The organism is Enterococcus sp. AZ015, assembly GCF_050499225.1.
In the GTDB taxonomy this organism is placed as follows: Bacteria; Bacillota; Bacilli; order Lactobacillales; family Enterococcaceae; genus Enterococcus_D; species Enterococcus_D entomosocium.
The window spans coordinates 243,668-265,669 of record NZ_JBMHEX010000001.1; the positions used below are offsets into that span (position 1 = coordinate 243,668).

The following is a 22,002-nucleotide window of genomic DNA, read 5'->3' on the forward strand; positions in this document are numbered from 1 at the left end:
TTAAAGGAAGCGAGGGTCATTTCGATGCGAATGGTGGATTTAATTGAAAAGAAACGTGACGGCAAGTCATTGACGAAGGAAGAAATTGACTACATTGTAACTGCGTATACTGAAGGAAGTATTCCAGATTATCAAATGAGTGCCTTGTTGATGGCTATTTTTTATGTAGATATGACAGATGAAGAGATCACGAACTTAACGCTAGCAATGGCAAATTCTGGTGAAGTGATCGACCTATCCTCAATTGAAGGAATCAAAGTCGATAAGCATTCGACTGGTGGTGTTGGTGATACGACCACGTTGATCCTAGCGCCATTAGTGGCTAGTGTTGGCGTACCGGTTGCGAAAATGTCTGGCCGCGGCTTAGGCTATACCGGGGGGACGTTAGACAAGCTTGAAGCGATCCCTGGATTTAAAATCGAGCTTTCTGAAGCCGACTTTATCCGATTAGTCAACGAAAGCAAAGTGGCCGTGATCGGTCAATCAGGAGATTTAGCTCCTGCGGACAAAAAACTGTATGCCTTACGAGATGTGACGGCAACGGTTAGTTCGATCCCATTGATCGCCAGCTCGATCATGAGTAAAAAAATCGCGGCAGGTGCCGATGCGATCGTGTTAGATGTAACCACAGGCGATGGCGCCTTTATGAAAAACTTGGAGGATGCCAAACGCTTAGCCCAAACGATGGTCCGCATCGGAAAATTGGCAAATCGCCAAACGATGGCAGTCATTTCTGATATGTCACAACCTCTAGGGGAAGCGATCGGGAACAGTTTGGAAGTGGTGGAAGCTATTGATACACTGCAAGGAAAAGGACCGAAAGACTTGGAAGAAATGTGCTATGCACTGGGCAGCCAAATGGTCGTTTTAGCGAAAAAAGCTGATTCATTGGAAGAAGCACGCCAACTGTTGGAAGAAGCCTTGCATTCAGGCAAAGCGTTAGAAAAATTCAGACAGATGATCATAGATCAAGGCGGAGACGCTTCAGTGATCGATGACCCGAGCAAGATTTTGACAGCAAAATATGAAGTGGAGGTCCCAGCGAAAACTAGCGGCGTGGTGACGAAATTAGTTGCCAATGAGCTAGGGATCGCGGCGATGATGTTAGGGGCAGGTCGTAAGACCAAAGACGAAGACATCGACCATGCAGTGGGCATCAAATTGCATAAGAAAGTTGGCGAATCCGTAACTGAAGGAGAATCGCTATTGACGATCTATAGCAATACCGAAGCAATCGAGGATGTCAAAGCATTGATCGACCAAAATATTGCAATTGGGGAAGGTGGCGCAGAACCGCCATTGATCCATGACATTATTACAGAATAAGGAGCGAATAAAAATGGAATTGAATCGCATGATCGACCACACGATTTTGAAAGCAGACGCAACGGAGGAAGATGTTTTACGAATCATCGAAGAGGCAAAAACCTATCACTTCTATTCTGTCTGCATCAATCCAACGTGGGTTTCATTAGCAGCAGAAAAATTACAAGGCGAACCAACGGCTGTTTGTACTGTGATCGGGTTTCCTTTAGGGGCAAACACATCTGAAGTCAAAGCTTATGAAACAACAGATGCGATCAAAAATGGCGCAGATGAAGTCGATATGGTAATTAACGTAGGTGCCTTGAAATCAAAACAATACAAAAAAGTTCAAGCAGACATCGAAGCAGTCGTTGAAGCGGCCAAAGACAAAGCGCTTGTCAAAGTAATCATTGAAACAGCGTTACTAGACAACGAAGAAATCGTCAAAGCCTGTGAATTAGCCAAAGCAGCCGGTGCAGATTTCGTGAAAACCTCAACTGGCTTTTCAACTGGTGGGGCAGTCATTGAAGATGTTCGCTTGATGCGTGAAACAGTAGGACCAGAAATGGGTGTCAAAGCTTCCGGTGGTATCCACAACGAAGCAGAAGCTGCAGCTATGGTCGAAGCGGGGGCAAATCGCTTAGGAACAAGCGCAAGTGTTGCTATCGTGACTGGCTCAACAGGTGCTGGCTACTAAGCTTAGCATTATTAAGTAAAGTAGCAAAAAATAAAAACAAGAGCGGGGAAGACAATGACAACAGCGAAAAAAGAGTGGATCGACACCGCCGTTTCCGCCTTAGATAAAGCGTATGTGCCGTACTCTAAGTTTCCGGTCGGTGCTTGTCTCGTTGCCAAAAATGGTACGATATATCAAGGGATTAACATTGAAAATGCCTCATATGGCTTAACAAATTGCGCAGAACGAACCGCTTTTTTCAAAGCCGTTTCTGAAGGCGAAAAAGAGTTTCAACATTTGGTTGTGGCGGGTCATACGCCAGAACCGATCTCTCCTTGCGGTGCTTGCCGCCAGGTCATGGTGGAATTTTGTGCGCCAGATATGCCGGTGACCTTAGTCGGCGATGATGGAGTGATCAAAGAAACCACGGTAGAAGGCCTATTGCCTTATTACTTTACGAACAAAGATTTATAAACCATGTTCATTCAGTCGATGCGGCTGTTGAAAAAAACTATATTTTTAGGGGGCTTTACAGCAATGAAAAAAGCAAAATTATTTAGTTTAGGTATTGTTGCAGTAGCTGGGTTGACTTTACTTGGTGCTTGTGGCGGAGGAAATTCAGGTTCAACTGATTCAACTGGTGGCGGTTCTGCAGACGGTACGACTGATGCAGCGCATAGTGTCGCAATCGTTACCGATATCGGCGGGGTGGATGACCGTTCATTCAACCAATCCGCATGGGAAGGCTTAGAAGCATGGGGGGAAGAACACGGGATCGCTCGCGGTGCTGGTGGTTATGACTACGTGCAATCAAATGAAGCATCAGAATACACAACAAACGTAAATGGTGCCGTTCAAAATGGTTTCAAAACAGTTTTCGGTGTGGGTTACTTATTGAAAGATTCAATCGCAGCAGCAGCTGATCAAAACCCTGATACACAATTCGGGATCATCGATGATGTGATCGAAGGCAAAGACAACGTTGTTTCAGCAACATTTAAAGACAACGAAGCAGCTTACCTAGCTGGTTTTGCAGCAGCTTATACAACCAAAACAAACAAAGTCGGCTTCATCGGTGGTGAAGAAGGCGTCGTTATCGACCGTTTCGAAGCTGGTTTCATGAAAGGTGTTCAAGACGCAGCTGAAAAATTAGGCAAAGAAATCACAGTTGATCCTCAATATGCAGCATCATTTGGTGATCCTGCCAAAGGGAAAGCTTTGGCAGCTTCAATGTACCAAAGCGGCATTGACGTAATCTTCCACGCATCTGGCGGTACTGGTGCAGGTGTCTTCCAAGAAGCAAAAGCAATCAATGAACAATTGAACGAAGCAGACCTAGAAGACAAAAAAGTTTGGGTCATCGGTGTAGATAGCGATCAACAAGACGAAGGTAACTTCACAACTGCTGACGGCAAAGAAGATAACTTCACACTGGCTTCAACATTGAAAGGTGTTGGCGCAGCGGTACAAGATATCTCAACTCGGGCGTTGGAAGACAACTTCCCTGGCGGCGAACACATTGTTTATGGCTTGAAAGATGGCGGTGTAGACATTACTGAAGGGTTCCTTTCAGATGATGCCAAAGCAGCGATCGAAACAGCGAAACAAGACGTGATCGACGGCAAAGTAGAAGTACCAGAAACACCTGAAAAATAAAGTGGTTCTTTTCGGTTATCTTGCCCTAGCTTAGGGCAAGATGATCGTTGTTGGATTACTATGTTGATGAAAGCTACGGGTTTTCATGAGGATAGTAATCATCCTAAGCAATAGCAATTATTTTTTTGACATGACGAATGGTTTGTATAAGCGAATTAGAAAGTAAGGATGTGAGTAATTTGGCTGAGGAAAAATATGTTGTAGAAATGCGTCATATCACCAAAGAGTTTGGAACGTTCAAAGCCAATGACGATGTCAACTTGCAAGTAAGGCCGGGAGAAATCCACGCATTGCTTGGTGAAAATGGAGCGGGCAAGTCGACCTTGATGAATATGCTGTCAGGATTATTGGAACCAACATCTGGTGAAATCTGGATGAATGGTGAAAAAGTGAATATCACGAGTCCGACCGCGGCAAACAAATTGGGGATCGGTATGGTGCATCAGCATTTCATGCTGGTAGACGCCTTTACTGTAACAGAAAATATCATTTTGGGGAGCGAACCCCATCATCTCGGTGTGTTAGATCGCAAGAAAGCCCGCAAAGAAATCAAAAAAGTTTCTGAACAATATGGTTTATCGGTTGATCCAGATGCTTATGTGCGTGACATCTCTGTCGGGATGGAACAACGGGTAGAGATCTTGAAGACTCTTTACCGCGGCGCAGATGTACTGATTTTTGATGAACCAACGGCAGTTTTGACACCGCAAGAAATCGAAGAGCTGATCGAAATCATGCGCGGATTGGTGCGTGAAGGCAAATCGATTATCTTGATCACCCACAAACTGGATGAGATCAAAGCGGTGGCAGACCGTTGTACAGTTATCCGTCGGGGACAAGGGATCGGCACTGTCAATGTCAAAGACGTCAGCTCGCAACAGTTGGCCGATATGATGGTTGGTCGTTCTGTGTCCTTCAAGACACCGAAGAAAGAAGCGTCACCAAAAGAAGTCGTGCTTTCTGTTGAAAACTTAGTCGTAAAAGAAAACCGTGGCTTAGAAGCAGTCAAAAACTTAAGCTTAGAAGTACGTGCAGGTGAAGTATTGGGGATTGCTGGGATCGATGGCAATGGGCAATCAGAGCTGTTACAAGCCATCACTGGTTTACGGAAAGTCGAAAGCGGCAAGGTCTTGCTGAATGGTGATGACATCACCAACTTCAAGCCTCGGAAAGTCACTGAAGCCGGCGTTGGTCATGTGCCAGAAGACCGCCACAAATACGGACTTGTCTTGGATATGATGTTATCAGAAAACATCGCCTTGCAAACCTACTACAAAAAACCTTTGAGTAATGCAGGTGTCTTGGATTACGGAGAGATCAACGAGTTTGCTCGTGACTTGATTCAAGAATTTGACGTACGAACAGTCAACGAGATCGTACCGGCACGGGCATTGTCCGGCGGGAATCAACAAAAAGCGATTATCGCACGAGAAATCAGCCGCGATCCTGATCTATTGATCGTTGCCAATCCGACCCGTGGGTTGGATGTCGGAGCGATCGAATTTATCCACAAACGCTTGATTGAACAACGGGATAAGTTCAAAGCTGTTTTATTAGTCAGCTTTGAATTAGATGAAATTTTGAATGTATCAGACCGCATTGCTGTTATTCATGCTGGTGAGATCGTTGGGGTCGTTGATCCGAAAGAAACATCAGAGAAAGAGCTTGGCTTGTTGATGGCAGGGTACTCCTTGGAGGAAGCAAGACGAGAGCTGCAAATGGAGGAAGTAGGTGGTTCGGTTGAATAACCGCAAAGAAAAGATCCGCAATATATTAGTGCCGATCATCGCTGTCTTGTTGGGATTCGTCCTTGGCGGAATCATCATGGCGGCCTTCGGCTACAGCCCGATCACAGGGTATACACAAATGTTCCGGACCGTTTTTATCAACGGACAAACAGGTGGGTTAAATGCCCGCAACATTGGTGAGATTTTTGTTACAGCAGGACCCTTGATCTTTACTGCTCTGGGATTTGCCGTTGCAAACTCAGCAGGATTCTTCAATATCGGTCTTTCTGGTCAAGCGCTAGCAGGTTGGGTTGCCAGTATCTGGGTCGCACTGGCGATGCCGGATGCGCCTCGGTTGGTGGTCTTGCCATTAGCCGTGATCGTAGGGGCTTTATGCGGGGCGATCGCAGCTGCGATTCCTGGTTTCCTACGGGCATTCTTTGGAACAAGTGAAGTCATCGTGACGATCATGATGAACTATATCTTGCTTTATACGGGGAACCATTTAGTCAATAATGTGATGAGTGAATCCATGATCACGACAAAAGGGGTCACGAAAATGGTGGGGGAAAATGCCTCCATGCAGACGCCGTTTCTAGCAAGCATCACGAGCAACTCTCGCTTGAACTTAGGGATCTTCTTAGCCTTGATCTTCTTAGTTTTGGTTTGGTTCTTGATGAAAAAAACCACTCTTGGTTATGAGATCCGCGCGGTGGGCTTGAACCCAAGCGCTTCTGAATATGCTGGGATGAGCAGCAAACGGACGATCATTATCTCCATGATCATCTCTGGGACACTTGCCGGATTAGGTGGAGTTGTTCAAGGACTAGGAACGTTTGAAAACTTCTTCGTTCAAGGGTCATCATTAAGCATCGGGTTTGACGGTATGGCTGTATCCTTGTTAGGAAGCGGCTCATCGATCGGAATCTTGCTTTCAGCCCTCTTGTTCAGTATTTTGAAATTAGGTGGACAAGGCATGCAGTTTGCAGGTATTCCATCTGAATTAGTTGATGTTAATATCGCAATTATTATTTTCTTCGTAGCGATCAGTTTTGTGATTCGTTTCTTGTTGGCAAAAATCTTTGACGGCAAAAAAGAAGCGCTGGTCGTACAGGAGATTGAAGCCCAACCAAACGATCAAGATCAGGAAGGAGGAACCATCTAATGGATATTAGTTTAATTTCTTCGATCGTCACTCAAACATTGATTTATGCGTCTCCTCTGATTTTGACGGCGCTAGGTGGCGTGTTCTCAGAGCGAAGCGGGATCGTTAACGTGGGTCTTGAAGGAATCATGGTTATGGGTGCTTTTAGCTCGATTGTTTTCAATATTGAATTTGCGTCACAATTTGGTGCGTGGACACCGTGGTTAGGGATGCTCGTCGGCGGACTTGTCGGTGTGGTTTTCTCCTTGCTGCATGCGGTGGCAACCATCAACTTCCGTGCAGACCACATCATCAGTGGTACGGTGATGAACTTGATGGCACCAGCTTTGGCCGTGTTCTTAGTTAAAGCGATCTACAACAAAGGGCAAACCGATAACATCCAACGGACATTGGGGTATTTCAATTTCCCGATTCTTAAAGATATTCCTATCATTGGCCCGATTTTCTTTAATCAAACGTTCTTACCGGCGTACTTCGCCATTTTGATCTCAGTGATCGCGTGGTTCGTGATTTTCAAAACACGCTTTGGGTTGCGTCTTCGTTCTGTCGGTGAGCATCCTCAAGCAGCTGATACCTTAGGGATCAATGTTTACGTGATGCGTTACTCAGGCGTCTTGATCTCTGGATTCCTTGGTGGGATGGGCGGTGCCTTGTTTGCTCAATCGATCGCGGGTCGCTTTGCTGTGACAACGATCGCCGGTCAAGGGTTTATCTCGATGGCTGCGATGATCTTTGGTAAATGGAATCCACTTGGTGCGATGGGAGCAGCGATTTTCTTCGGTTTCGCGCAAAACATCAGTATCGTAGGTGGCCAGCTGCCAATCATCTCTTCCATTCCAGCAGTTTACTTACAAGCTGCGCCTTATGCCTTGACGATCATCGTGCTCGTTCTTTTCCTTGGAAAAGCTGCTGGTCCGAAAGCTAACGGGAAGAACTACATTAAATCTAAATAATTTTTTCAGTATGAAAGGGTGGGGCTATGGGACATGAATGTGTTGCTGTGTCCTGCCCTTTTTCTATCCTCTGGGTGAAAGGAAAGCGTCAGGAAATTTCCAAAGCAACCCAGCGCAATTTTTGCTTAAGTTTAGTATGATAGAGGTAGTAGATCCGCTTGTAAAAGCATAAAATAAAGAAAGTAGGGAATAGAATGTTTAAACGTGTACACTTGATCGTGATGGATTCAGTCGGAATTGGTGAAGCACCTGATGCGGCAGCTTTTGGTGATGTCGGTTCAGATACATTAGGCCATATTGCAAAAGAAGCAGGCTTAACGATCCCTCACTTGGAACAATTAGGCCTAGGGACGATTCGTCCTTTAGAAGGCGTAAAGGCGGTAGCTGACCATGATGGGTATGCAACCAAATTGGAAGAAGTTTCTGTTGGGAAAGATACGATGACGGGTCACTGGGAGATCATGGGCTTGAATATCCAAAAGCCTTTCCGCGTATTTCCAGATGGGTTTCCCGATGAATTATTGCAACAGATCGAAGCGTTCTCTGGACGCAAAATCGTCTGCAATGCGCCGTATTCTGGGACAGCAGTCATTGATGACTTTGGCGAACATCAAATGAAGACCGGGGATCTGATCGTTTACACTTCGGCTGACCCAGTGTTGCAGATCGCCGCTCATGAGGAAATCATTCCATTAGAAGAATTGTATCGTATTTGTCAGTACGTTCGGGATATCACGAAAGATGAGCCGTATATGATCGGCCGCATCATCGCGCGTCCTTATGTCGGTGAGCCTGGAAACTTTACTCGTACGAGCAATCGTCATGACTACGCACTCGATCCATTTGGCCATACAGTGTTAGATTCATTGAAAGAAGCTGGAAAAGACGTGATCGCCGTTGGGAAAATCAATGATATCTTCAACGGGCAAGGAATCACCGATTCTGTACGGACGAAGAGCAATATGGACGGTGTGGATCAATTATTGAAGGTGATGAAACAAGACTTTACGGGTCTAAGCTTTACGAACTTAGTCGACTTCGATGCGCTTTATGGTCACCGTCGCGATGTCGTAGGGTATGCCCACGCCATTGAAGATTTTGATTTGCGTATTCCAGAACTCTTAGAAGCAATGGGAGACGAGGATCTGCTGTTGATCACAGCTGATCACGGCAATGACCCAACCTTTACGGGAACGGATCACACGAGAGAATATGTGCCATTACTAGCGTACAGCAAGAAATTTCAAGGCCAAGGCCAATTGCCACAAGGCTACTATGCGGATATTTCCGCAACGATCGCTGAAAACTTTGGTGTTTCAGCTACAGAAAACGGAACAAGCTTTTTAAAACATTTAAATTAGAGGTGATGAAATGACAACGTTACATGAGAAATTACAAGAAACAACGGCATTTATCAAAGGAAGCGGCGTCGGTGAAGTGGAATTTGGGTTGATTTTAGGATCTGGCTTAGGTGAACTAGCCGATGAGATCGAAAATCCAATCGTGTTGCCTTATAACGATATCCCGCATTTTCCTGTTTCGACAGTGGTCGGTCATGCTGGACAATTGGTCTATGGAACATTAGCTGGGAAAAAAGTCTTAGCGATGCAAGGACGATTCCATTATTATGAAGGCCATTCGATGCAGACGGTCACTTACCCCGTCCGTGTGATGGCGGCATTGAAAGCTCATTCCTTAGTCGTGACCAATGCCTGTGGCGGTGTGAACGAAAGCTTCCAGCCTGGAGACTTGATGTTGATCACCGATCAAATCAACTTTATGGGGGACAACCCACTGATTGGTGAAAACGAAGAAGAAATGGGTCCACGTTTCCCAGATATGAGCCAAGCTTACCATTTGCCTTATCGGGAAGCGGCACAAAAAGTTGGCGCATCAAAAGGATTGCACTTAAAAGAAGGCGTCTATATGGGCTTCTCAGGTCCTACGTATGAAACGCCAGCAGAGATCCGCTTTGCTCGGACGATCGGTGCCGATGCTGTCGGTATGTCGACTGTCCCAGAAGTGATCGTTGCTGTTCACAGTGGCTTGAAAGTCTTAGGTGTTTCTTGCATCACAAACTTGGCTGCTGGTATGCAAGCGAGCTTGAATCACGAAGAAGTCGTGGAAACGACGGAACGGGTCAAGGCAGAATTTAAAGCGTTGATCAAAGAAACGTTAGCAGTACTATAAAAAGCAGACCAAAGGAGAAAAACGAATGAGCGTTCATATCGAAGCAAAAGCAGGCGAGATCGCAGACAAAATCTTGTTACCAGGTGATCCACTGCGGGCAAAATATATTGCTGAAACATTTTTAGAAGACCCGATCTGTTACAACAATGTTCGGGGAATGTTGGGCTATACAGGCGTTTATAAGGGCGAGCGGGTCTCTGTCCAAGGAACCGGCATGGGCATGCCTTCAGCGAGCATCTATGCCCATGAATTGATCAACTCTTACGGCGTGAAGAAATTGATTCGGGTCGGTACGTGTGGTGCCATCTCAAAAGATGTCCATGTGCGTGATCTTGTGATTGCCCAAGCGGCAGCAACAAGTTCCTCGATGGTGGCAAAAAACTTCCAAAGTTTCCATTTCCCACCAATCGCTGACTTTGCACTGCTGCGTAAAGCCTATGATACAGCGATTGAATCAGGATTTACGACCCACGTCGGCAACATCTTATCTGAAGATACCTTCTACAAAGATGACATGACGGAAACGTTACAGTTGGCAGACCTTGGAGTGATGGGTGTTGAGATGGAAGCCGCAGCCTTATACTATTTAGGGGCGAAATTCCACGTTCAAACCTTAGCGATCTGTACTGTCAGCGACCACATCATCACTGGAGAAGAAACAACGCCAGAAGAAAGACAAACGACGTTTAACGACATGATCAAAGTTGGCTTAGAAACAGCGATTGCGTAAAAAAGATACCACAGGATCGGTGCATGAACGATGCGAGGGCTGCTTGCTTTTGAGAGAGCAAGCAGCCAAATCGTATTGGTTTGCATGCAACCGAGAATGTGTTATCTTTTTTTGTTGGCAAAAAGCCACGAAGAAGCGTTGCACTTTTGCCAGAAAATGGTTTAATGAAAAGAAAAGGTGTAAAAAGGAGACGAGACAATGAATAATTTTACGTTTCATGTAACGACGGACATTCGTTTTGGGAAAGACCGTCTGAACGAATTGCCAGAAGTACTGAATACATTTGGAAAAAACGTCTTGCTAGTCTATGGTGGCGGCAGTATCAAGAAAAACGGCTTGTACGATGCAGTCATGGCGCAATTGACTGCCAACGGCAATCAAGTCACTGAATTGACTGGTGTCGATCCAAATCCACGAATCGAAACCGTTCGTCAAGGAGCCGCTCTTTGTCGTTCAGAAAAGATCGACGTCATTTTAGCTGTTGGCGGCGGTTCTGTAATTGATTGCAGCAAAGTGATTGCTGGGGCGGCTTGCAGTGAGCAAGAGCCTTGGGACTTAGTACTTTCCAGAAGCTATCAAGGACCAGCGATTCCATTAGTAACGATCTTGACCCTTGCGGCTACCGGCAGTGAAATGAATCGCGGCGCAGTGATCTCTAATCTAGAAACGAAACAAAAACTTGGCGTTCACGGACCCGAATTTTTACCGAAAGTATCCTTTTTAGATCCAACAACGACCTTTAGTGTCAGTCGTTATCAAACGGCTGCCGGTTCAGCGGATATCATGAGCCATCTGATTGAAAATTATTTCAGTAAAACAGAAGGAACAGATGTCCAAGACGGTGTAGCAGAAGGATTGCTAAAAGCAGTCATTAAAAATCTGCCCATCGCATTAAAGGATCCCTCGGACTATGACGCACGGGCGAATTTGATGTGGGCGAGCACCTTAGCCTTAAATGGTTTGACTGGAAGCGGCAAGGGTGGTGCATGGTCTTGTCATGCGATGGAGCATGAGTTGAGTGCGTTTTATGACATTACCCATGGCATCGGCTTAGCGATCCTGACCCCACGCTGGATGCTTCATGTATTGAATGAAGAAACGGCGCCGAAATTTGCGCGTTTTGCCAGAGAAGTCTTTGGTGTCCAAGAAGCAGTGCCAGAATTAGCTGCCCGAATGGGGATTCAAAAACTGTATGACTTTTTTGCTTCTTGCGATATTCCGATGACTTTGCCAGAAGTGGGAATCGCCGATGACACTCATTTTGCTGAAATGGCGGCTCAAGCAGTTCAATTCAGCTCTATTGCAACAAATGCGTATGTACCGCTACAAGAAGAAGACGTGATCGCAATCTACCAAGATTCCTTGACTCCTTCAACCTATCTTTAATCATTAAACAGACCGTTCCTGCGACTTGGTTGTCGCGGAGCGGTCTGTTTATTTACCCTTCAGAAGAAAAAGCCAAACGGGCCATTAGCTGATTCGCAATCAAGGCGTGTCCTGCAGGAGTAGGGTGCACACCGTCATCGCCTGTCAGTGCCTGTGGGGAGCTAGCGACGGATGCTTCGGCAAACAAGCCATCCAGCGGCAGCAGTTGACAATGAAAGGCGGCAGCTAAGCGACGAACGATTTGGATTTTCGGATCAAGATCGATCCGCCAGGTTTGGCGATCTTCAGGATATGGCAATACAAAAGGTTCCAGCAAGAAAATACGCGTGATCCCTTGTTGGGTCACTTGTTCCAGAATTTGACGGTAGGTTGCCTCAAAGGACGTTGCCGCAGCTTCTGAACCAAAATCGGGACCACCGGCATTGTGCCACGTGTCGTTGATCCCAATCATAAAGACCAAGACGTCAGGCGCTAATTGGAGGCAATCTTCTTGGAGACGGGCTAAGACATCGGCAGCTTTATTGCCGCCGATCCCGCGGTTATAAAAGGTAAAGCCCGCAGTGGGGAATTTCTCTGCCAGCTGATCGGCAACGAGACGGGCAAACCCATGTCCTAAATCGTGGGGGTCTTGGCGATCACGATCGCAATCTGTGATGCTGTCACCTAAAAATAAAACGGTATCATTTTTGACTAGTTTCATAATAAGCTCCTTTCGAGTATGCCCTCAATTATAAAAGAGGGGGGAGAAAATGCCAATAAAAAAACTGCCCTTTGGTTAAAAAGGGCAGCGATAAGCGAGGCTTATAAGTAGTATTTTTTCGCAACAGTCAAATCATCGTTCAATTCATAAACAAGTGGTTGACCAGTTGGGATCTCAAGATCCATGATATCTTCGTCAGAAATACCTTCGATATGTTTTGCTAATGCACGTAGAGAGTTTCCGTGAGCCGCAACTAAGACAGTTTTGTCGTCTTTTAATGCTGGGGCGATTTCATCTTGCCAGAAAGGCAATGCACGTTCTAAAGTAACTTTTAAGTTTTCTCCACCAGGTACGTCGCGAGGGTCAAGCATTGCATAACGACGGTCGTTTGCAGCAGAACCTTCATCTGAAGCTTCCATCAATGGAGGTAAAACATCGTAAGAACGACGCCAGATGTGTACTTGTTCGTCACCGTATTTTTCAGCAGTTTCTTTTTTATTTAAACCTTGTAATTTACCGTAATGACGTTCGTTTAAGCGCCATGATTTGATCGTTGGTACCCAAAGTTGATCAGAATATTCTAAAATGTAATTACAAGTTTTGATGGCACGAGTTAAAACAGATGTGTAAGCAACGTCAAATTCGATGCCTGCTTCTTTGATTTTACGTCCGCCTTCGATTGCTTCTTCGACACCTTCTGGCGCTAGATCAACATCAGCCCAACCGGTAAACTGGTTTAATTTGTTCCATTCGCTTAGTCCATGACGAGAAAATACTAATTTTGGCATGTAAAACTCTCCTTTAGATATTCGATATTTTTCTGAAATTTTCAATTCCGTATTTATTGTACACTCTTTCTCAAAGAATTTCCATGGTTTTGGAGGAAAAGCTGGGGGAAAACGCCATTCTTAAGGAAAAACAAAAGGGGATCATTAAAAAGAGGACCGCTTTTGTTTCATGCTGTTCTAGGGGGAGTCGACAACTATGAACGTAACTTGTTCCATTCTTCTTCGGATAATTTTATGTATTTATAGCATGTACCTACAGAAACACCGCATTTTTCAGAAATATATTGAATCGTTTCTTTTTTTTCGTAGTACAATTGACGGATTTTTTTGATCGTTTTTTGATCGATCTTTGGACGACCGCCAATTTTGCCTTTTTTGCGGGCTTTATTTAAGCCGACCAGCGTGCGCTCTTTGATGAGTGAGCGTTCCATGATCGCAAGTCCTTCCATCAAATTGAAGTAAACCTGTCCCATCGGACCGCGGGTATCGATTTGTTCTGCCAGTGAAACCAGATGAAGCTCTCGCTGTTTTAATAGATCCGTGAGATCGGTCAGCTGTCTGGTCGTCTTCCCTAAACGATGCAGTTCCGTAACGACTAAGGTGTCACCGGGCTGCATTTGTGCCACCACTGACTCCAATGAATGATTTTCTTCACTTTCTTCCACGCTAAATGTCTCATGGAAAAATTCATGACACCCAAATTCTTCGAGCTTGTTTAATTGTTCACTTGTTGAGTTATCGGTGATCGTTGAACGAGCATAGCCTATGATTTTCATAAACCCTCCTACCTTTCCCTTTTTATTGAATGTATCATAATTATTTCTTAAATGATAGGGTAATTTGCACAAAAAATAATAAAAATTAAGTCGATTGAAGAAAAATAACGAAAAAAAGAGAAGCATTTTTGCTTCTCCTTTTTTGTTTCCTTTATCTAACGTGCTTGGTACTCGGTCCTTCAGGCAATCCGACAATGATCGTATGAACCATATCCAAAAACAGACCGTGTTCAACCACGCCCACTGTAGCATCTAATTCCTGTGCCAACTCAGTAGGAGCGGTGATCGTTTCTAGATGAAGATCGATGATGTAATTGCTGCAATCGGTTTTTAAAGGTTCGCCTTCTTCATTCAGACGCAGTTTTGGATGGTAGTTTTTCTTCTCGAACAGACGCAACAGCTGTTGGCTGCCATAAGGGATCACTTCCACTGGCAACGGGAAGGCACCAAGTGTTTCGACCATTTTCGATTCATCAACGATCCACAAAACTTTTTTGGAGTTAGACGCCACGATTTTTTCGAATAAAAGGGCTGCACCGCCGCCTTTGATGCCATGATAATCCTTGCTGATCTCATCTGCACCGTCGATCGTTAGATCCACAGCGTCCACTTCATCGATGGTGCGAATCGGGATACCTAATCCTTCTGCTTGTTTTTTCGATGCCCAAGAAGTTGGGACACCAGTGATCGATAGACCTTCTTCTTTTACACGTCGACCCAGTTCTTCAATCATGTAGTAGGCTGTTGAGCCAGTGCCCAAGCCAACGACCATGCCATCTTTTACATAACTAGCCGCTTCAATGCCGACCATTTCTTTTAGGTTCATTTTCTTCCCGCCTTTTTTAAATAAATGCTTTGTCTCTATTATATAGGAAGAAGCGCAAAATTTGCGGATTTTTTCGTAACAGATTTCTTTTGAAAAAAGCTTGGGAGGATACTTGACAGGTAAGAATAAGCATGATATTCTATCAAAGGTGCTTTATCTACAGGTCTCTCGTTGGAGACGTGCTGACTGTCTATCAAAGCATAGTTGATATGAATGCAGAGAATGCATTATTTTTTATCGCAAAAAAAGAACCACCTGGATGTGTGGGACTATAAAGCGAATCAAGGAAGGAGGACAACTAGGGATGCCTACAATTAATCAATTAGTACGTAAACCTCGTAAATCCAAGGTTGAAAAATCAAATTCACCAGCATTGAACAAAGGATATAACAGTTTCAAGAAAGCTCAAACGAATGTTAACTCACCTCAAAAGCGTGGGGTAGCTACTCGTGTGGGAACTATGACACCGAAAAAACCGAACTCAGCTCTACGTAAATATGCGCGTGTTCGTTTGTCAAACTTGATTGAAGTGACAGCTTATATTCCAGGTATCGGACACAACTTACAAGAACACAGCGTGGTCTTGTTACGTGGTGGACGTGTAAAAGACTTACCAGGGGTACGTTACCATATCGTTCGTGGTGCATTGGATACTGCCGGTGTTAACGATCGTAAACAATCTCGTTCTAAATATGGTACAAAACGTCCTAAAGCTTAATCTTTAAGACAAACAGATCAAATGAATCTTATTTAAATCAGAACTGATATCTCGGAAGGAGGAGTTACGGATGCCTCGTAAAGGTCCTGTTGCAAAACGTGATGTTTTACCAGATCCTATTTATAACTCAAAATTAGTAACTCGTTTGATCAACCGTGTAATGGTTGATGGTAAACGCGGTGTTGCTGCAAATATTATCTACAATGCTTTTGGCATTATCAAAGAATCTACAGGAAATGATCCATTGGAAGTTTTCGAACAAGCAATGAAAAACATTATGCCTGTATTGGAAGTTAAAGCTCGCCGTGTCGGTGGTTCTAACTACCAAGTACCAGTAGAAGTACGTCCTGAACGTCGTACAACTCTAGGTCTTCGTTGGGTGGTAAACTACGCTCGTTTGCGTGGCGAACACACAATGGAAGAACGTCTTGCAAAAGAAATCATGGATGCAGCAAACAACACTGGTGCTTCTGTGAAAAAACGCGAAGACACACACAAAATGGCGGAAGCCAACCGCGCATTTGCTCACTATCGTTGGTAAGATCCTCACTGCTTTTTATTGGAAGGTACTGAGACAACCTTAGCTTAAGTTAAGTAAGAATGAGAGGGGAACAACCTAGAATGGCAAGAGAATTTTCGCTAGAAAAAACTCGTAATATCGGGATCATGGCCCACGTTGACGCTGGTAAAACAACGACAACTGAACGTATCCTTTATTACACAGGTAAAATCCATAAAATTGGTGAAACACATGAAGGTGCTTCTCAAATGGACTGGATGGAACAAGAACAAGAACGTGGGATCACAATCACTTCTGCTGCGACAACTGCGCAATGGAAAGAAAACCGCGTAAATATCATCGACACACCAGGACACGTGGACTTCACAATCGAAGTGCAACGTTCATTGCGTGTACTTGATGGTGCTGTAACTGTGTTGGACTCACAATCAGGTGTAGAACCTCAAACAGAAACAGTTTGGCGTCAAGCGACAGATTACCGCGTACCACGTGTTGTATTCTGTAACAAAATGGACAAAATTGGTGCAGACTTCTTATACTCTGTATCAACTTTACATGATCGTTTACAAGCAAATGCTCACCCAATCCAATTACCAATTGGTGCGGAAGATGACTTTACTGGTATTATCGACTTAGTAAAAATGAAAGCTGAAATCTACACAAATGACTTAGGAACTGAAATCCAAGAGACTGAAATTCCTGAAGAATATGTAGAATTAGCTGAAGAATGGCGCGAAAAATTAATCGAAGCTGTTGCTGATACTGATGAAGAACTAATGATGAAATTCTTGGAAGGTGAAGAAATCACTGAAGAAGAATTGAAAGCTGGTATTCGTCAAGCAACATTGACTGTTGACTTTTTCCCTGTTCTTTGTGGATCTGCCTTTAAAAACAAAGGGGTTCAATTGATGTTGGATGCAGTCATCGACTACTTGCCTTCACCACTTGATGTTCCTGCGATTAAAGGGATCAATCCTAAAACAGACGAAGAAACTGATCGTCCGGCTGACGATGAAGCACCATTTGCTTCATTAGCATTTAAAGTAATGACTGACCCATTCGTAGGTCGTTTGACATTCTTCCGTGTGTATTCAGGTATCTTGAACTCTGGATCATACGTATTGAATGCTTCAAAAGGCAAACGCGAACGTATCGGTCGTATCCTACAAATGCACGCCAACACACGTGCTGAAATCCAAACAGTATACTCAGGCGATATCGCCGCTGCTGTTGGTTTGAAAGACACAACAACTGGGGATACACTATGTGATGAAAAATCACCAGTAATCCTTGAATCAATCGAATTCCCAGAACCAGTTATCGAAGTCGCTGTTGAGCCTAAATCAAAAGCTGACCAAGATAAAATGGGGGTTGCTTTACAAAAACTTGCTGAAGAAGATCCATCATTCCGTGTGGAAACAAACGCTGAAACAGGCGAAACTGTTATCGCTGGTATGGGAGAACTTCACTTGGACGTCTTAGTTGACCGTATGCGTCGCGAATTTAAAGTTGAAGCAAACGTAGGTGCGCCTCAAGTTTCTTATCGTGAAACATTCCGTGCAGCAACACAAGCGGAAGGTAAATTTGTACGTCAGTCTGGTGGTAAAGGTCAATACGGTCACGTATGGGTCGAATTTACACCAAACGAAGAAGGTAAAGGCTTCGAATTCGAAAACGCGATTGTCGGTGGTGTGGTTCCTCGTGAATACATCCCAGCAGTTGAAAAAGGACTTGAAGACTCAATGGCGAACGGTGTCTTAGCCGGTTACCCATTAGTAGACATCAAAGCAAAACTTTATGATGGTTCATACCATGATGTCGATTCAAGTGAAACTGCCTTCCGTGTTGCAGCTTCTATGGCTTTACGTGCTGCAGCGAAGAAAGCAAATCCAGTAATTCTTGAACCAATGATGAAAGTAGTTATCACTGTACCAGAAGATTACTTAGGTGATGTTATGGGTCACGTAACTGCTCGTCGTGGACGCGTAGAAGGAATGGAAGCACACGGTAACTCACAAATCGTGAACGCAATCGTGCCATTAGCTGAAATGTTTGGTTACGCAACGACACTTCGTTCATCAACACAAGGTCGCGGTACGTTCATGATGACATTTGATCACTATGAAGATGTACCAAAATCTGTTCAAGAAGAAATCATCAAGAAAAACGGCGGCAAAGCTGAATAATTGATGGAAGTATAGGAAATTAAGTAAAAAGCTATATTTTTTTCTGAGTTTCGTGTACAATATTATCGATGATAAGGGATGGGGAGCTGCGGCTCCCTACCTATCAAATATAAAAAATAAACTGCATTTTTAGGAGGAACATTTTAAAATGGCAAAAGAAAAATTTGACCGTTCTAAACCCCACGTAAACATTGGTACGATCGGACACGTTGACCATGGTAAAACTACACTTACAGCTGCTATCACAACTGTATTATCTAAAAAAGGTTTGGCTCAAGCTTCAGCTTACGACCAAATCGATGGCGCTCCAGAAGAACGCGAACGCGGAATCACTATCTCAACTGCTCACGTTGAGTACGAAACTGAAGCACGTCACTATGCTCACGTTGACTGCCCAGGACACGCGGACTACGTTAAAAACATGATCACTGGTGCTGCTCAAATGGACGGCGCGATCTTAGTAGTATCTGCTGCTGATGGTCCTATGCCTCAAACACGTGAACACATCTTGTTATCACGTAACGTTGGTGTACCATACATCGTTGTTTTCTTAAACAAAATGGATATGGTTGATGACGAAGAATTACTAGAATTAGTTGAAATGGAAGTTCGTGACTTATTGTCAGAATATGACTTCCCAGGCGACGATGTTCCTGTAATCGCTGGTTCTGCTTTGAAAGCTCTTGAAGGCGATGCTTCATACGAAGAAAAAATCATGGAATTAATGGCTGCAGTTGACGAATACGTTCCAACTCCAGAACGTGACACTGACAAACCATTCATGATGCCAGTCGAAGACGTATTCTCAATCACTGGACGTGGTACTGTTGCTACAGGCCGTGTTGAACGTGGACAAGTTCGCGTTGGTGACGAAGTTGAAATCGTTGGTATTGCTGAAGAAACTGCTAAAACAACTGTAACTGGTGTTGAAATGTTCCGTAAATTGTTAGACTATGCTGAAGCAGGGGATAACATTGGTGCATTGCTACGTGGGGTTGCTCGTGAAGACATCCAACGTGGACAAGTATTAGCTAAAGCTGGTACAATCACACCTCATACAAAATTTAAAGCTGAAGTTTACGTTTTAACAAAAGAAGAAGGTGGACGTCACACTCCATTCTTCACTAACTACCGTCCTCAGTTCTACTTCCGTACAACTGACGTAACTGGTGTTGTTGAATTACCAGAAGGAACTGAAATGGTTATGCCTGGTGATAACGTAACAATCGACGTTGAATTGATCCACCCAATCGCTATCGAAGACGGAACTCGTTTCTCAATTCGTGAAGGCGGACGTACTGTTGGTTCAGGCGTTGTAACTTCAATCCAAGCTTAATTTGATTGATCGAAGAGCAAAAGCGTACGCGCTTTTGCTCTTTTTTTTGACTCGTAGAACCAAAAAAGAGCCGCCATCTCTAGCGTTGACGAATCCACTGTGGTTCATCGAAGCTAAAGAGAGCGGTGCTTTTTATTTTATTAGTTTTTGCTTCTTCAAGAAGGCGTCAAATCCTTGGTCAGGGCGATTGCTGTAAAACCCAGCAAATTTTTCTGACCATGGTTTGGTCTCGCGAGCTTCTCCAAAATCAGTCATTGTTTGATCGTAGGCTTCGATCGCCTCATAAGAATAGTCCTGATATTGGTTGTAATGAATGACCGCTTCTTCTGGCAAGCGAGGCTTGACCTTCATTTCTACGATTGGTTTACCGATGCTCAAGCCAGCCACAGGGTAGACATATTCCGGTAAGTGCAACAATTCAGCGATTTTGGCGCTGTCTTTGCGGACACTGCCGGAAATGACGGTACCTAAGCCCAGTGATTCAGCAGCGATCGCACCAGATTGTAAAGCAATGCTGGCATCAGTGGTGGCGATCAATAATGGCTGATAGCCCTCATCGATTGGATAAGGGGTCTGTTTTTCGTCAGCAACTTTTTTGGTTCGGTTTAAATCTGCGAGAAACAGCAGAAAGAGCGAACTTGCTGCGATATGAGGATTGCCGGGATTCCATTCGACCATTTGTTGGCGGATCTGCGGGTCGTCGATCACCAGGATCGAATAGGCTTGCCCATTCATCCAGCTTGGTGCTTGACGAGCGGCAGTCAAAATCGCGGTTACTTGTTCTTGGCTCAAGCGGTAGTCAGGGTCAAATTGTCGGTAAGTGCGATGATTGTGCAAAAGCTCAATGGTTTCGTTCATAGGTTTGCTCCTTTAACTGTTGGGTGATTTTTGTGAATCGTTCTTGAAATCGTGGTAAATCATCTTTGGCTAAGCGGGTATAGTTCAAACGCAAGCCATTCGTATCGTTACTGAAAAGAAACGCAGGTGCTACTAAGCAATCGTTCGCCAAAAAGCGCGACCAATCTTTGCGGGTCAACGTGCGGTGACGCCAAGTCAACCACAGGTAAAGACCACCTTTCGTCGGCTGGCATTGCCAATCCTCCTGAAATGCCTGCAAGAGTTGGAGTAGGTCTTGCTGGCGCTGGGCCATTTCTGCAAGCAGTGTCCGCTGCTGTTGGTGGTAATCAGAGGAGCGTAAGGCGATGTTGGCAAGGACTTGCGGGAAGATCGTGGTATCGATCGCCATCCGTTTTTTCGCTTGGGCAAATTGGGCGGCTAACGCTTCTGGCACCAAAAGCCAGCCGATTTTGATTGATGACCCAAGTAATTTTGAAAGCGAGCCTAAATAAATGACGGTTTCGGGAGCCATGGATTTTAGCTTGGGCGGTACTTCATCAAAAGCCAACTCGCTAAAAACATCGTCTTCTATGATCGGTACTTGGTAGGTCTGGCAAAGGCGGATGATCGCTTGGCGCCGATGCTCACTCATAGTATGGCCCGTTGGGTTTTGGAAGGTGGGGTTCAGATAGACGAATTTGATCTTCTTTTCCTTCAGCACTTTCTCCAACGCGGCGGGTCGCATCCCTTCGCTATCTTGTTTGATCCCAATCAACTGGACATTCATCGTGGAAAACAAGGGGAGAGAGAACAAGAAAGAAGGGTCCTCTGTCGCGATACAATCCCCCGTCTGCAATAAGACTTGCATCAGCAAAGTGATTCCTTGCGTCGAACCGGCAGTAATTACTAGTTTTTGACCGCTGGTGGGCAAATTGAAGGAATCAGCAAGGTGCTGCAATAAGATTTCTTGCAAAGGCTCATAACCAGTCGGTAATACTTTGGTGCTTTCTTTGCGGATCTCTTCCCATGTAAAGGCGGGAAACGTGAAGTCGGGAATCAGATCGGCAGGTAGATCACCTGTGTACAGATCCAGCACATCCTTCTCGGTGCGCAAGTGCTGAATCTGTTGAACGTAAGGGTCTTGCTGCAAGTAAGGGCTGCTTAAAGACGAGCGCAAATAAGAAAGCGGTGTTTGTCGGTTCCCCCAACGACCTTCCAATACGCGAGAGCCGCTGCCTTGTTTTCGTTCGATCCATCCTAAGCTCTTCAATTCATCTAACGCTTTGACGACGGTGGAACGGTTGACGTCAAAAGTCTGAGCAAGGCTGCGCTCTGGTGGTAAACGATCCCCAGGCCCATAGGTTCCCGCTTGGATCTCTTCGATAAAATGGGTCACGATCTGCTGGTAAATCGGTTGTTTCTTTTGTTTGTCGATACTTGATGAAGCCATCCTGCACCACCTTTTTCAATTGGATGGTTTAAAAATAAGCCAAATGGCTCTTTTCGTCAAGGGGAAGATTGACTATA

21 protein-coding genes are annotated in these 22,002 nt (G+C 44.7%); 15 read left to right on the top strand and 6 right to left on the bottom strand.

Going from position 1 to position 22,002, the window contains the following annotated elements; translation table 11 throughout:
• The first annotated feature begins 24 nt into the window (after positions 1 to 24).
• The 11 genes from IGK85_RS01125 (at position 25) to IGK85_RS01175 (ending at position 11,788) form a co-directional block, all read left to right on the top strand.
• Positions 25 to 1,326 carry a pyrimidine-nucleoside phosphorylase gene (locus IGK85_RS01125; protein WP_008376413.1) on the top strand — a complete coding sequence of 434 codons (1,302 nt, stop codon included), beginning with the start codon at positions 25 to 27 and terminating at the stop codon, positions 1,324 to 1,326.
• A gap of 13 nt (positions 1,327 to 1,339) precedes the next feature.
• A complete protein-coding gene (gene deoC, locus IGK85_RS01130) occupies positions 1,340 to 2,002 on the top strand; it encodes a deoxyribose-phosphate aldolase (protein WP_008376411.1) in 663 nt (220 codons plus the stop codon).
• A 54-nt stretch (positions 2,003 to 2,056) separates the two neighbouring features.
• Positions 2,057 to 2,455: a cytidine deaminase gene (locus IGK85_RS01135; protein ID WP_008376409.1), complete on the top strand. Its 399-nt coding sequence runs from the start codon at positions 2,057 to 2,059 to the stop codon at positions 2,453 to 2,455.
• A gap of 63 nt (positions 2,456 to 2,518) precedes the next feature.
• Positions 2,519 to 3,637 (top strand): BMP family lipoprotein, encoded by a 1,119-nt coding sequence (locus tag IGK85_RS01140; RefSeq protein WP_008376407.1) that lies wholly within the window; start codon positions 2,519 to 2,521, stop codon positions 3,635 to 3,637.
• Positions 3,638 to 3,774: 137 nt separating this feature from the next.
• Positions 3,775 to 5,385 (top strand): ABC transporter ATP-binding protein, encoded by a 1,611-nt coding sequence (locus IGK85_RS01145; RefSeq protein WP_005232559.1) that lies wholly within the window; start codon positions 3,775 to 3,777, stop codon positions 5,383 to 5,385.
• The gene (locus IGK85_RS01150) at positions 5,378 to 6,529 is read left to right on the top strand and encodes an ABC transporter permease (RefSeq protein WP_005226844.1); all 1,152 of its coding nucleotides are present in this window, start codon (positions 5,378 to 5,380) and stop codon (positions 6,527 to 6,529) included. Before IGK85_RS01145 ends, IGK85_RS01150 begins: the two co-directional genes overlap by 8 nt.
• Positions 6,529 to 7,482 carry an ABC transporter permease gene (locus tag IGK85_RS01155; RefSeq protein ID WP_005232556.1) on the top strand — a complete coding sequence of 318 codons (954 nt, stop codon included), beginning with the start codon at positions 6,529 to 6,531 and terminating at the stop codon, positions 7,480 to 7,482. The genes IGK85_RS01150 and IGK85_RS01155 overlap by 1 nt, the downstream gene beginning before the upstream one ends.
• Positions 7,483 to 7,676: 194 nt before the next feature.
• A complete protein-coding gene (gene deoB / locus IGK85_RS01160) occupies positions 7,677 to 8,843 on the top strand; it encodes a phosphopentomutase (RefSeq protein WP_008376404.1) in 1,167 nt (388 codons plus the stop codon).
• A 10-nt stretch (positions 8,844 to 8,853) separates the two neighbouring features.
• Positions 8,854 to 9,672, top strand: a complete 819-nt coding sequence (locus tag IGK85_RS01165; RefSeq protein ID WP_008376402.1) for a purine-nucleoside phosphorylase — start codon at positions 8,854 to 8,856, stop codon at positions 9,670 to 9,672.
• Positions 9,673 to 9,697: 25 nt separating this feature from the next.
• Complete coding sequence (gene deoD / locus IGK85_RS01170; RefSeq protein ID WP_005226852.1) at positions 9,698 to 10,402, top strand: purine-nucleoside phosphorylase; 705 nt, start codon at positions 9,698 to 9,700, stop codon at positions 10,400 to 10,402.
• Positions 10,403 to 10,600: 198 nt separating this feature from the next.
• Entirely contained in the window at positions 10,601 to 11,788 is a 1,188-nt protein-coding gene (locus IGK85_RS01175) for an iron-containing alcohol dehydrogenase (RefSeq protein ID WP_005232552.1), read from the top strand.
• A 52-nt stretch (positions 11,789 to 11,840) separates the two neighbouring features.
• Here the strand turns inward: IGK85_RS01175 and IGK85_RS01180 are convergent, their stop codons facing one another.
• The 4 genes from IGK85_RS01180 to rpiA form a co-directional block, all read right to left on the bottom strand.
• Positions 11,841 to 12,488: an SGNH/GDSL hydrolase family protein gene (locus IGK85_RS01180; protein ID WP_005232551.1), complete on the bottom strand. Its 648-nt coding sequence runs from the start codon at positions 12,486 to 12,488 to the stop codon at positions 11,841 to 11,843.
• A 101-nt stretch (positions 12,489 to 12,589) separates the two neighbouring features.
• On the bottom strand, positions 12,590 to 13,276 hold the full coding sequence (gene gpmA, locus IGK85_RS01185) for a 2,3-diphosphoglycerate-dependent phosphoglycerate mutase (RefSeq protein ID WP_005226871.1): 687 nt from the start codon (positions 13,274 to 13,276) through the stop codon (positions 12,590 to 12,592).
• A 194-nt stretch (positions 13,277 to 13,470) separates the two neighbouring features.
• Positions 13,471 to 14,052: a recombinase family protein gene (locus tag IGK85_RS01190; protein ID WP_035006379.1), complete on the bottom strand. Its 582-nt coding sequence runs from the start codon at positions 14,050 to 14,052 to the stop codon at positions 13,471 to 13,473.
• A gap of 151 nt (positions 14,053 to 14,203) precedes the next feature.
• The gene (gene rpiA, locus IGK85_RS01195; protein ID WP_005226875.1) at positions 14,204 to 14,878 is read right to left on the bottom strand and encodes a ribose-5-phosphate isomerase RpiA; all 675 of its coding nucleotides are present in this window, start codon (positions 14,876 to 14,878) and stop codon (positions 14,204 to 14,206) included.
• A 304-nt stretch (positions 14,879 to 15,182) separates the two neighbouring features.
• Between rpiA and rpsL the strand changes: the two genes are divergently transcribed.
• From rpsL to tuf, 4 genes are all read left to right on the top strand, one after another.
• Positions 15,183 to 15,596, top strand: coding sequence for a 30S ribosomal protein S12 (rpsL, locus tag IGK85_RS01200; protein WP_003127956.1), 414 nt, complete (start codon positions 15,183 to 15,185; stop codon positions 15,594 to 15,596).
• Positions 15,597 to 15,666: 70 nt separating this feature from the next.
• Complete coding sequence (gene rpsG / locus IGK85_RS01205; protein WP_003127957.1) at positions 15,667 to 16,137, top strand: 30S ribosomal protein S7; 471 nt, start codon at positions 15,667 to 15,669, stop codon at positions 16,135 to 16,137.
• 80 nt (positions 16,138 to 16,217) lie between these two features.
• A complete protein-coding gene (gene fusA, locus IGK85_RS01210; protein ID WP_005226900.1) occupies positions 16,218 to 18,302 on the top strand; it encodes an elongation factor G in 2,085 nt (694 codons plus the stop codon).
• 148 nt (positions 18,303 to 18,450) lie between these two features.
• Entirely contained in the window at positions 18,451 to 19,638 is a 1,188-nt protein-coding gene (tuf, locus tag IGK85_RS01215) for an elongation factor Tu (protein ID WP_005226902.1), read from the top strand.
• Positions 19,639 to 19,770: 132 nt separating this feature from the next.
• Here tuf and IGK85_RS01220 read toward each other — a convergent pair whose 3' ends face one another.
• A complete protein-coding gene (locus IGK85_RS01220; RefSeq protein ID WP_008376393.1) occupies positions 19,771 to 20,496 on the bottom strand; it encodes a nitroreductase family protein in 726 nt (241 codons plus the stop codon).
• The gene (locus IGK85_RS01225) at positions 20,480 to 21,925 is read right to left on the bottom strand and encodes a PLP-dependent aminotransferase family protein (RefSeq protein WP_008376392.1); all 1,446 of its coding nucleotides are present in this window, start codon (positions 21,923 to 21,925) and stop codon (positions 20,480 to 20,482) included. The genes IGK85_RS01220 and IGK85_RS01225 overlap by 17 nt, the downstream gene beginning before the upstream one ends.
• Positions 21,926 to 22,002: the final 77 nt, after the last annotated feature.

Coding starts and splice junctions, on each gene's coding strand:
- IGK85_RS01145 (WP_005232559.1), top strand. CDS start 3,775: ATGGTTTGTATAAGCGAATTAGAAAGTAAGGATGTGAGTAATTTGGCT.
- rpiA (WP_005226875.1), bottom strand. CDS start 14,878: ATGAACCTAAAAGAAATGGTCGGCATTGAAGCGGCTAGTTATGTAAAA.
- deoC (WP_008376411.1), top strand. CDS start 1,340: ATGGAATTGAATCGCATGATCGACCACACGATTTTGAAAGCAGACGCA.
- IGK85_RS01165 (WP_008376402.1), top strand. CDS start 8,854: ATGACAACGTTACATGAGAAATTACAAGAAACAACGGCATTTATCAAA.
- deoD (WP_005226852.1), top strand. CDS start 9,698: ATGAGCGTTCATATCGAAGCAAAAGCAGGCGAGATCGCAGACAAAATC.
- fusA (WP_005226900.1), top strand. CDS start 16,218: ATGGCAAGAGAATTTTCGCTAGAAAAAACTCGTAATATCGGGATCATG.
- rpsG (WP_003127957.1), top strand. CDS start 15,667: ATGCCTCGTAAAGGTCCTGTTGCAAAACGTGATGTTTTACCAGATCCT.
- IGK85_RS01135 (WP_008376409.1), top strand. CDS start 2,057: ATGACAACAGCGAAAAAAGAGTGGATCGACACCGCCGTTTCCGCCTTA.
- IGK85_RS01220 (WP_008376393.1), bottom strand. CDS start 20,496: ATGAACGAAACCATTGAGCTTTTGCACAATCATCGCACTTACCGACAA.
- rpsL (WP_003127956.1), top strand. CDS start 15,183: ATGCCTACAATTAATCAATTAGTACGTAAACCTCGTAAATCCAAGGTT.
- tuf (WP_005226902.1), top strand. CDS start 18,451: ATGGCAAAAGAAAAATTTGACCGTTCTAAACCCCACGTAAACATTGGT.
- IGK85_RS01125 (WP_008376413.1), top strand. CDS start 25: ATGCGAATGGTGGATTTAATTGAAAAGAAACGTGACGGCAAGTCATTG.
- IGK85_RS01180 (WP_005232551.1), bottom strand. CDS start 12,488: ATGAAACTAGTCAAAAATGATACCGTTTTATTTTTAGGTGACAGCATC.
- IGK85_RS01155 (WP_005232556.1), top strand. CDS start 6,529: ATGGATATTAGTTTAATTTCTTCGATCGTCACTCAAACATTGATTTAT.
- IGK85_RS01190 (WP_035006379.1), bottom strand. CDS start 14,052: ATGAAAATCATAGGCTATGCTCGTTCAACGATCACCGATAACTCAACA.
- deoB (WP_008376404.1), top strand. CDS start 7,677: ATGTTTAAACGTGTACACTTGATCGTGATGGATTCAGTCGGAATTGGT.
- gpmA (WP_005226871.1), bottom strand. CDS start 13,276: ATGCCAAAATTAGTATTTTCTCGTCATGGACTAAGCGAATGGAACAAA.
- IGK85_RS01140 (WP_008376407.1), top strand. CDS start 2,519: ATGAAAAAAGCAAAATTATTTAGTTTAGGTATTGTTGCAGTAGCTGGG.
- IGK85_RS01175 (WP_005232552.1), top strand. CDS start 10,601: ATGAATAATTTTACGTTTCATGTAACGACGGACATTCGTTTTGGGAAA.
- IGK85_RS01225 (WP_008376392.1), bottom strand. CDS start 21,925: ATGGCTTCATCAAGTATCGACAAACAAAAGAAACAACCGATTTACCAG.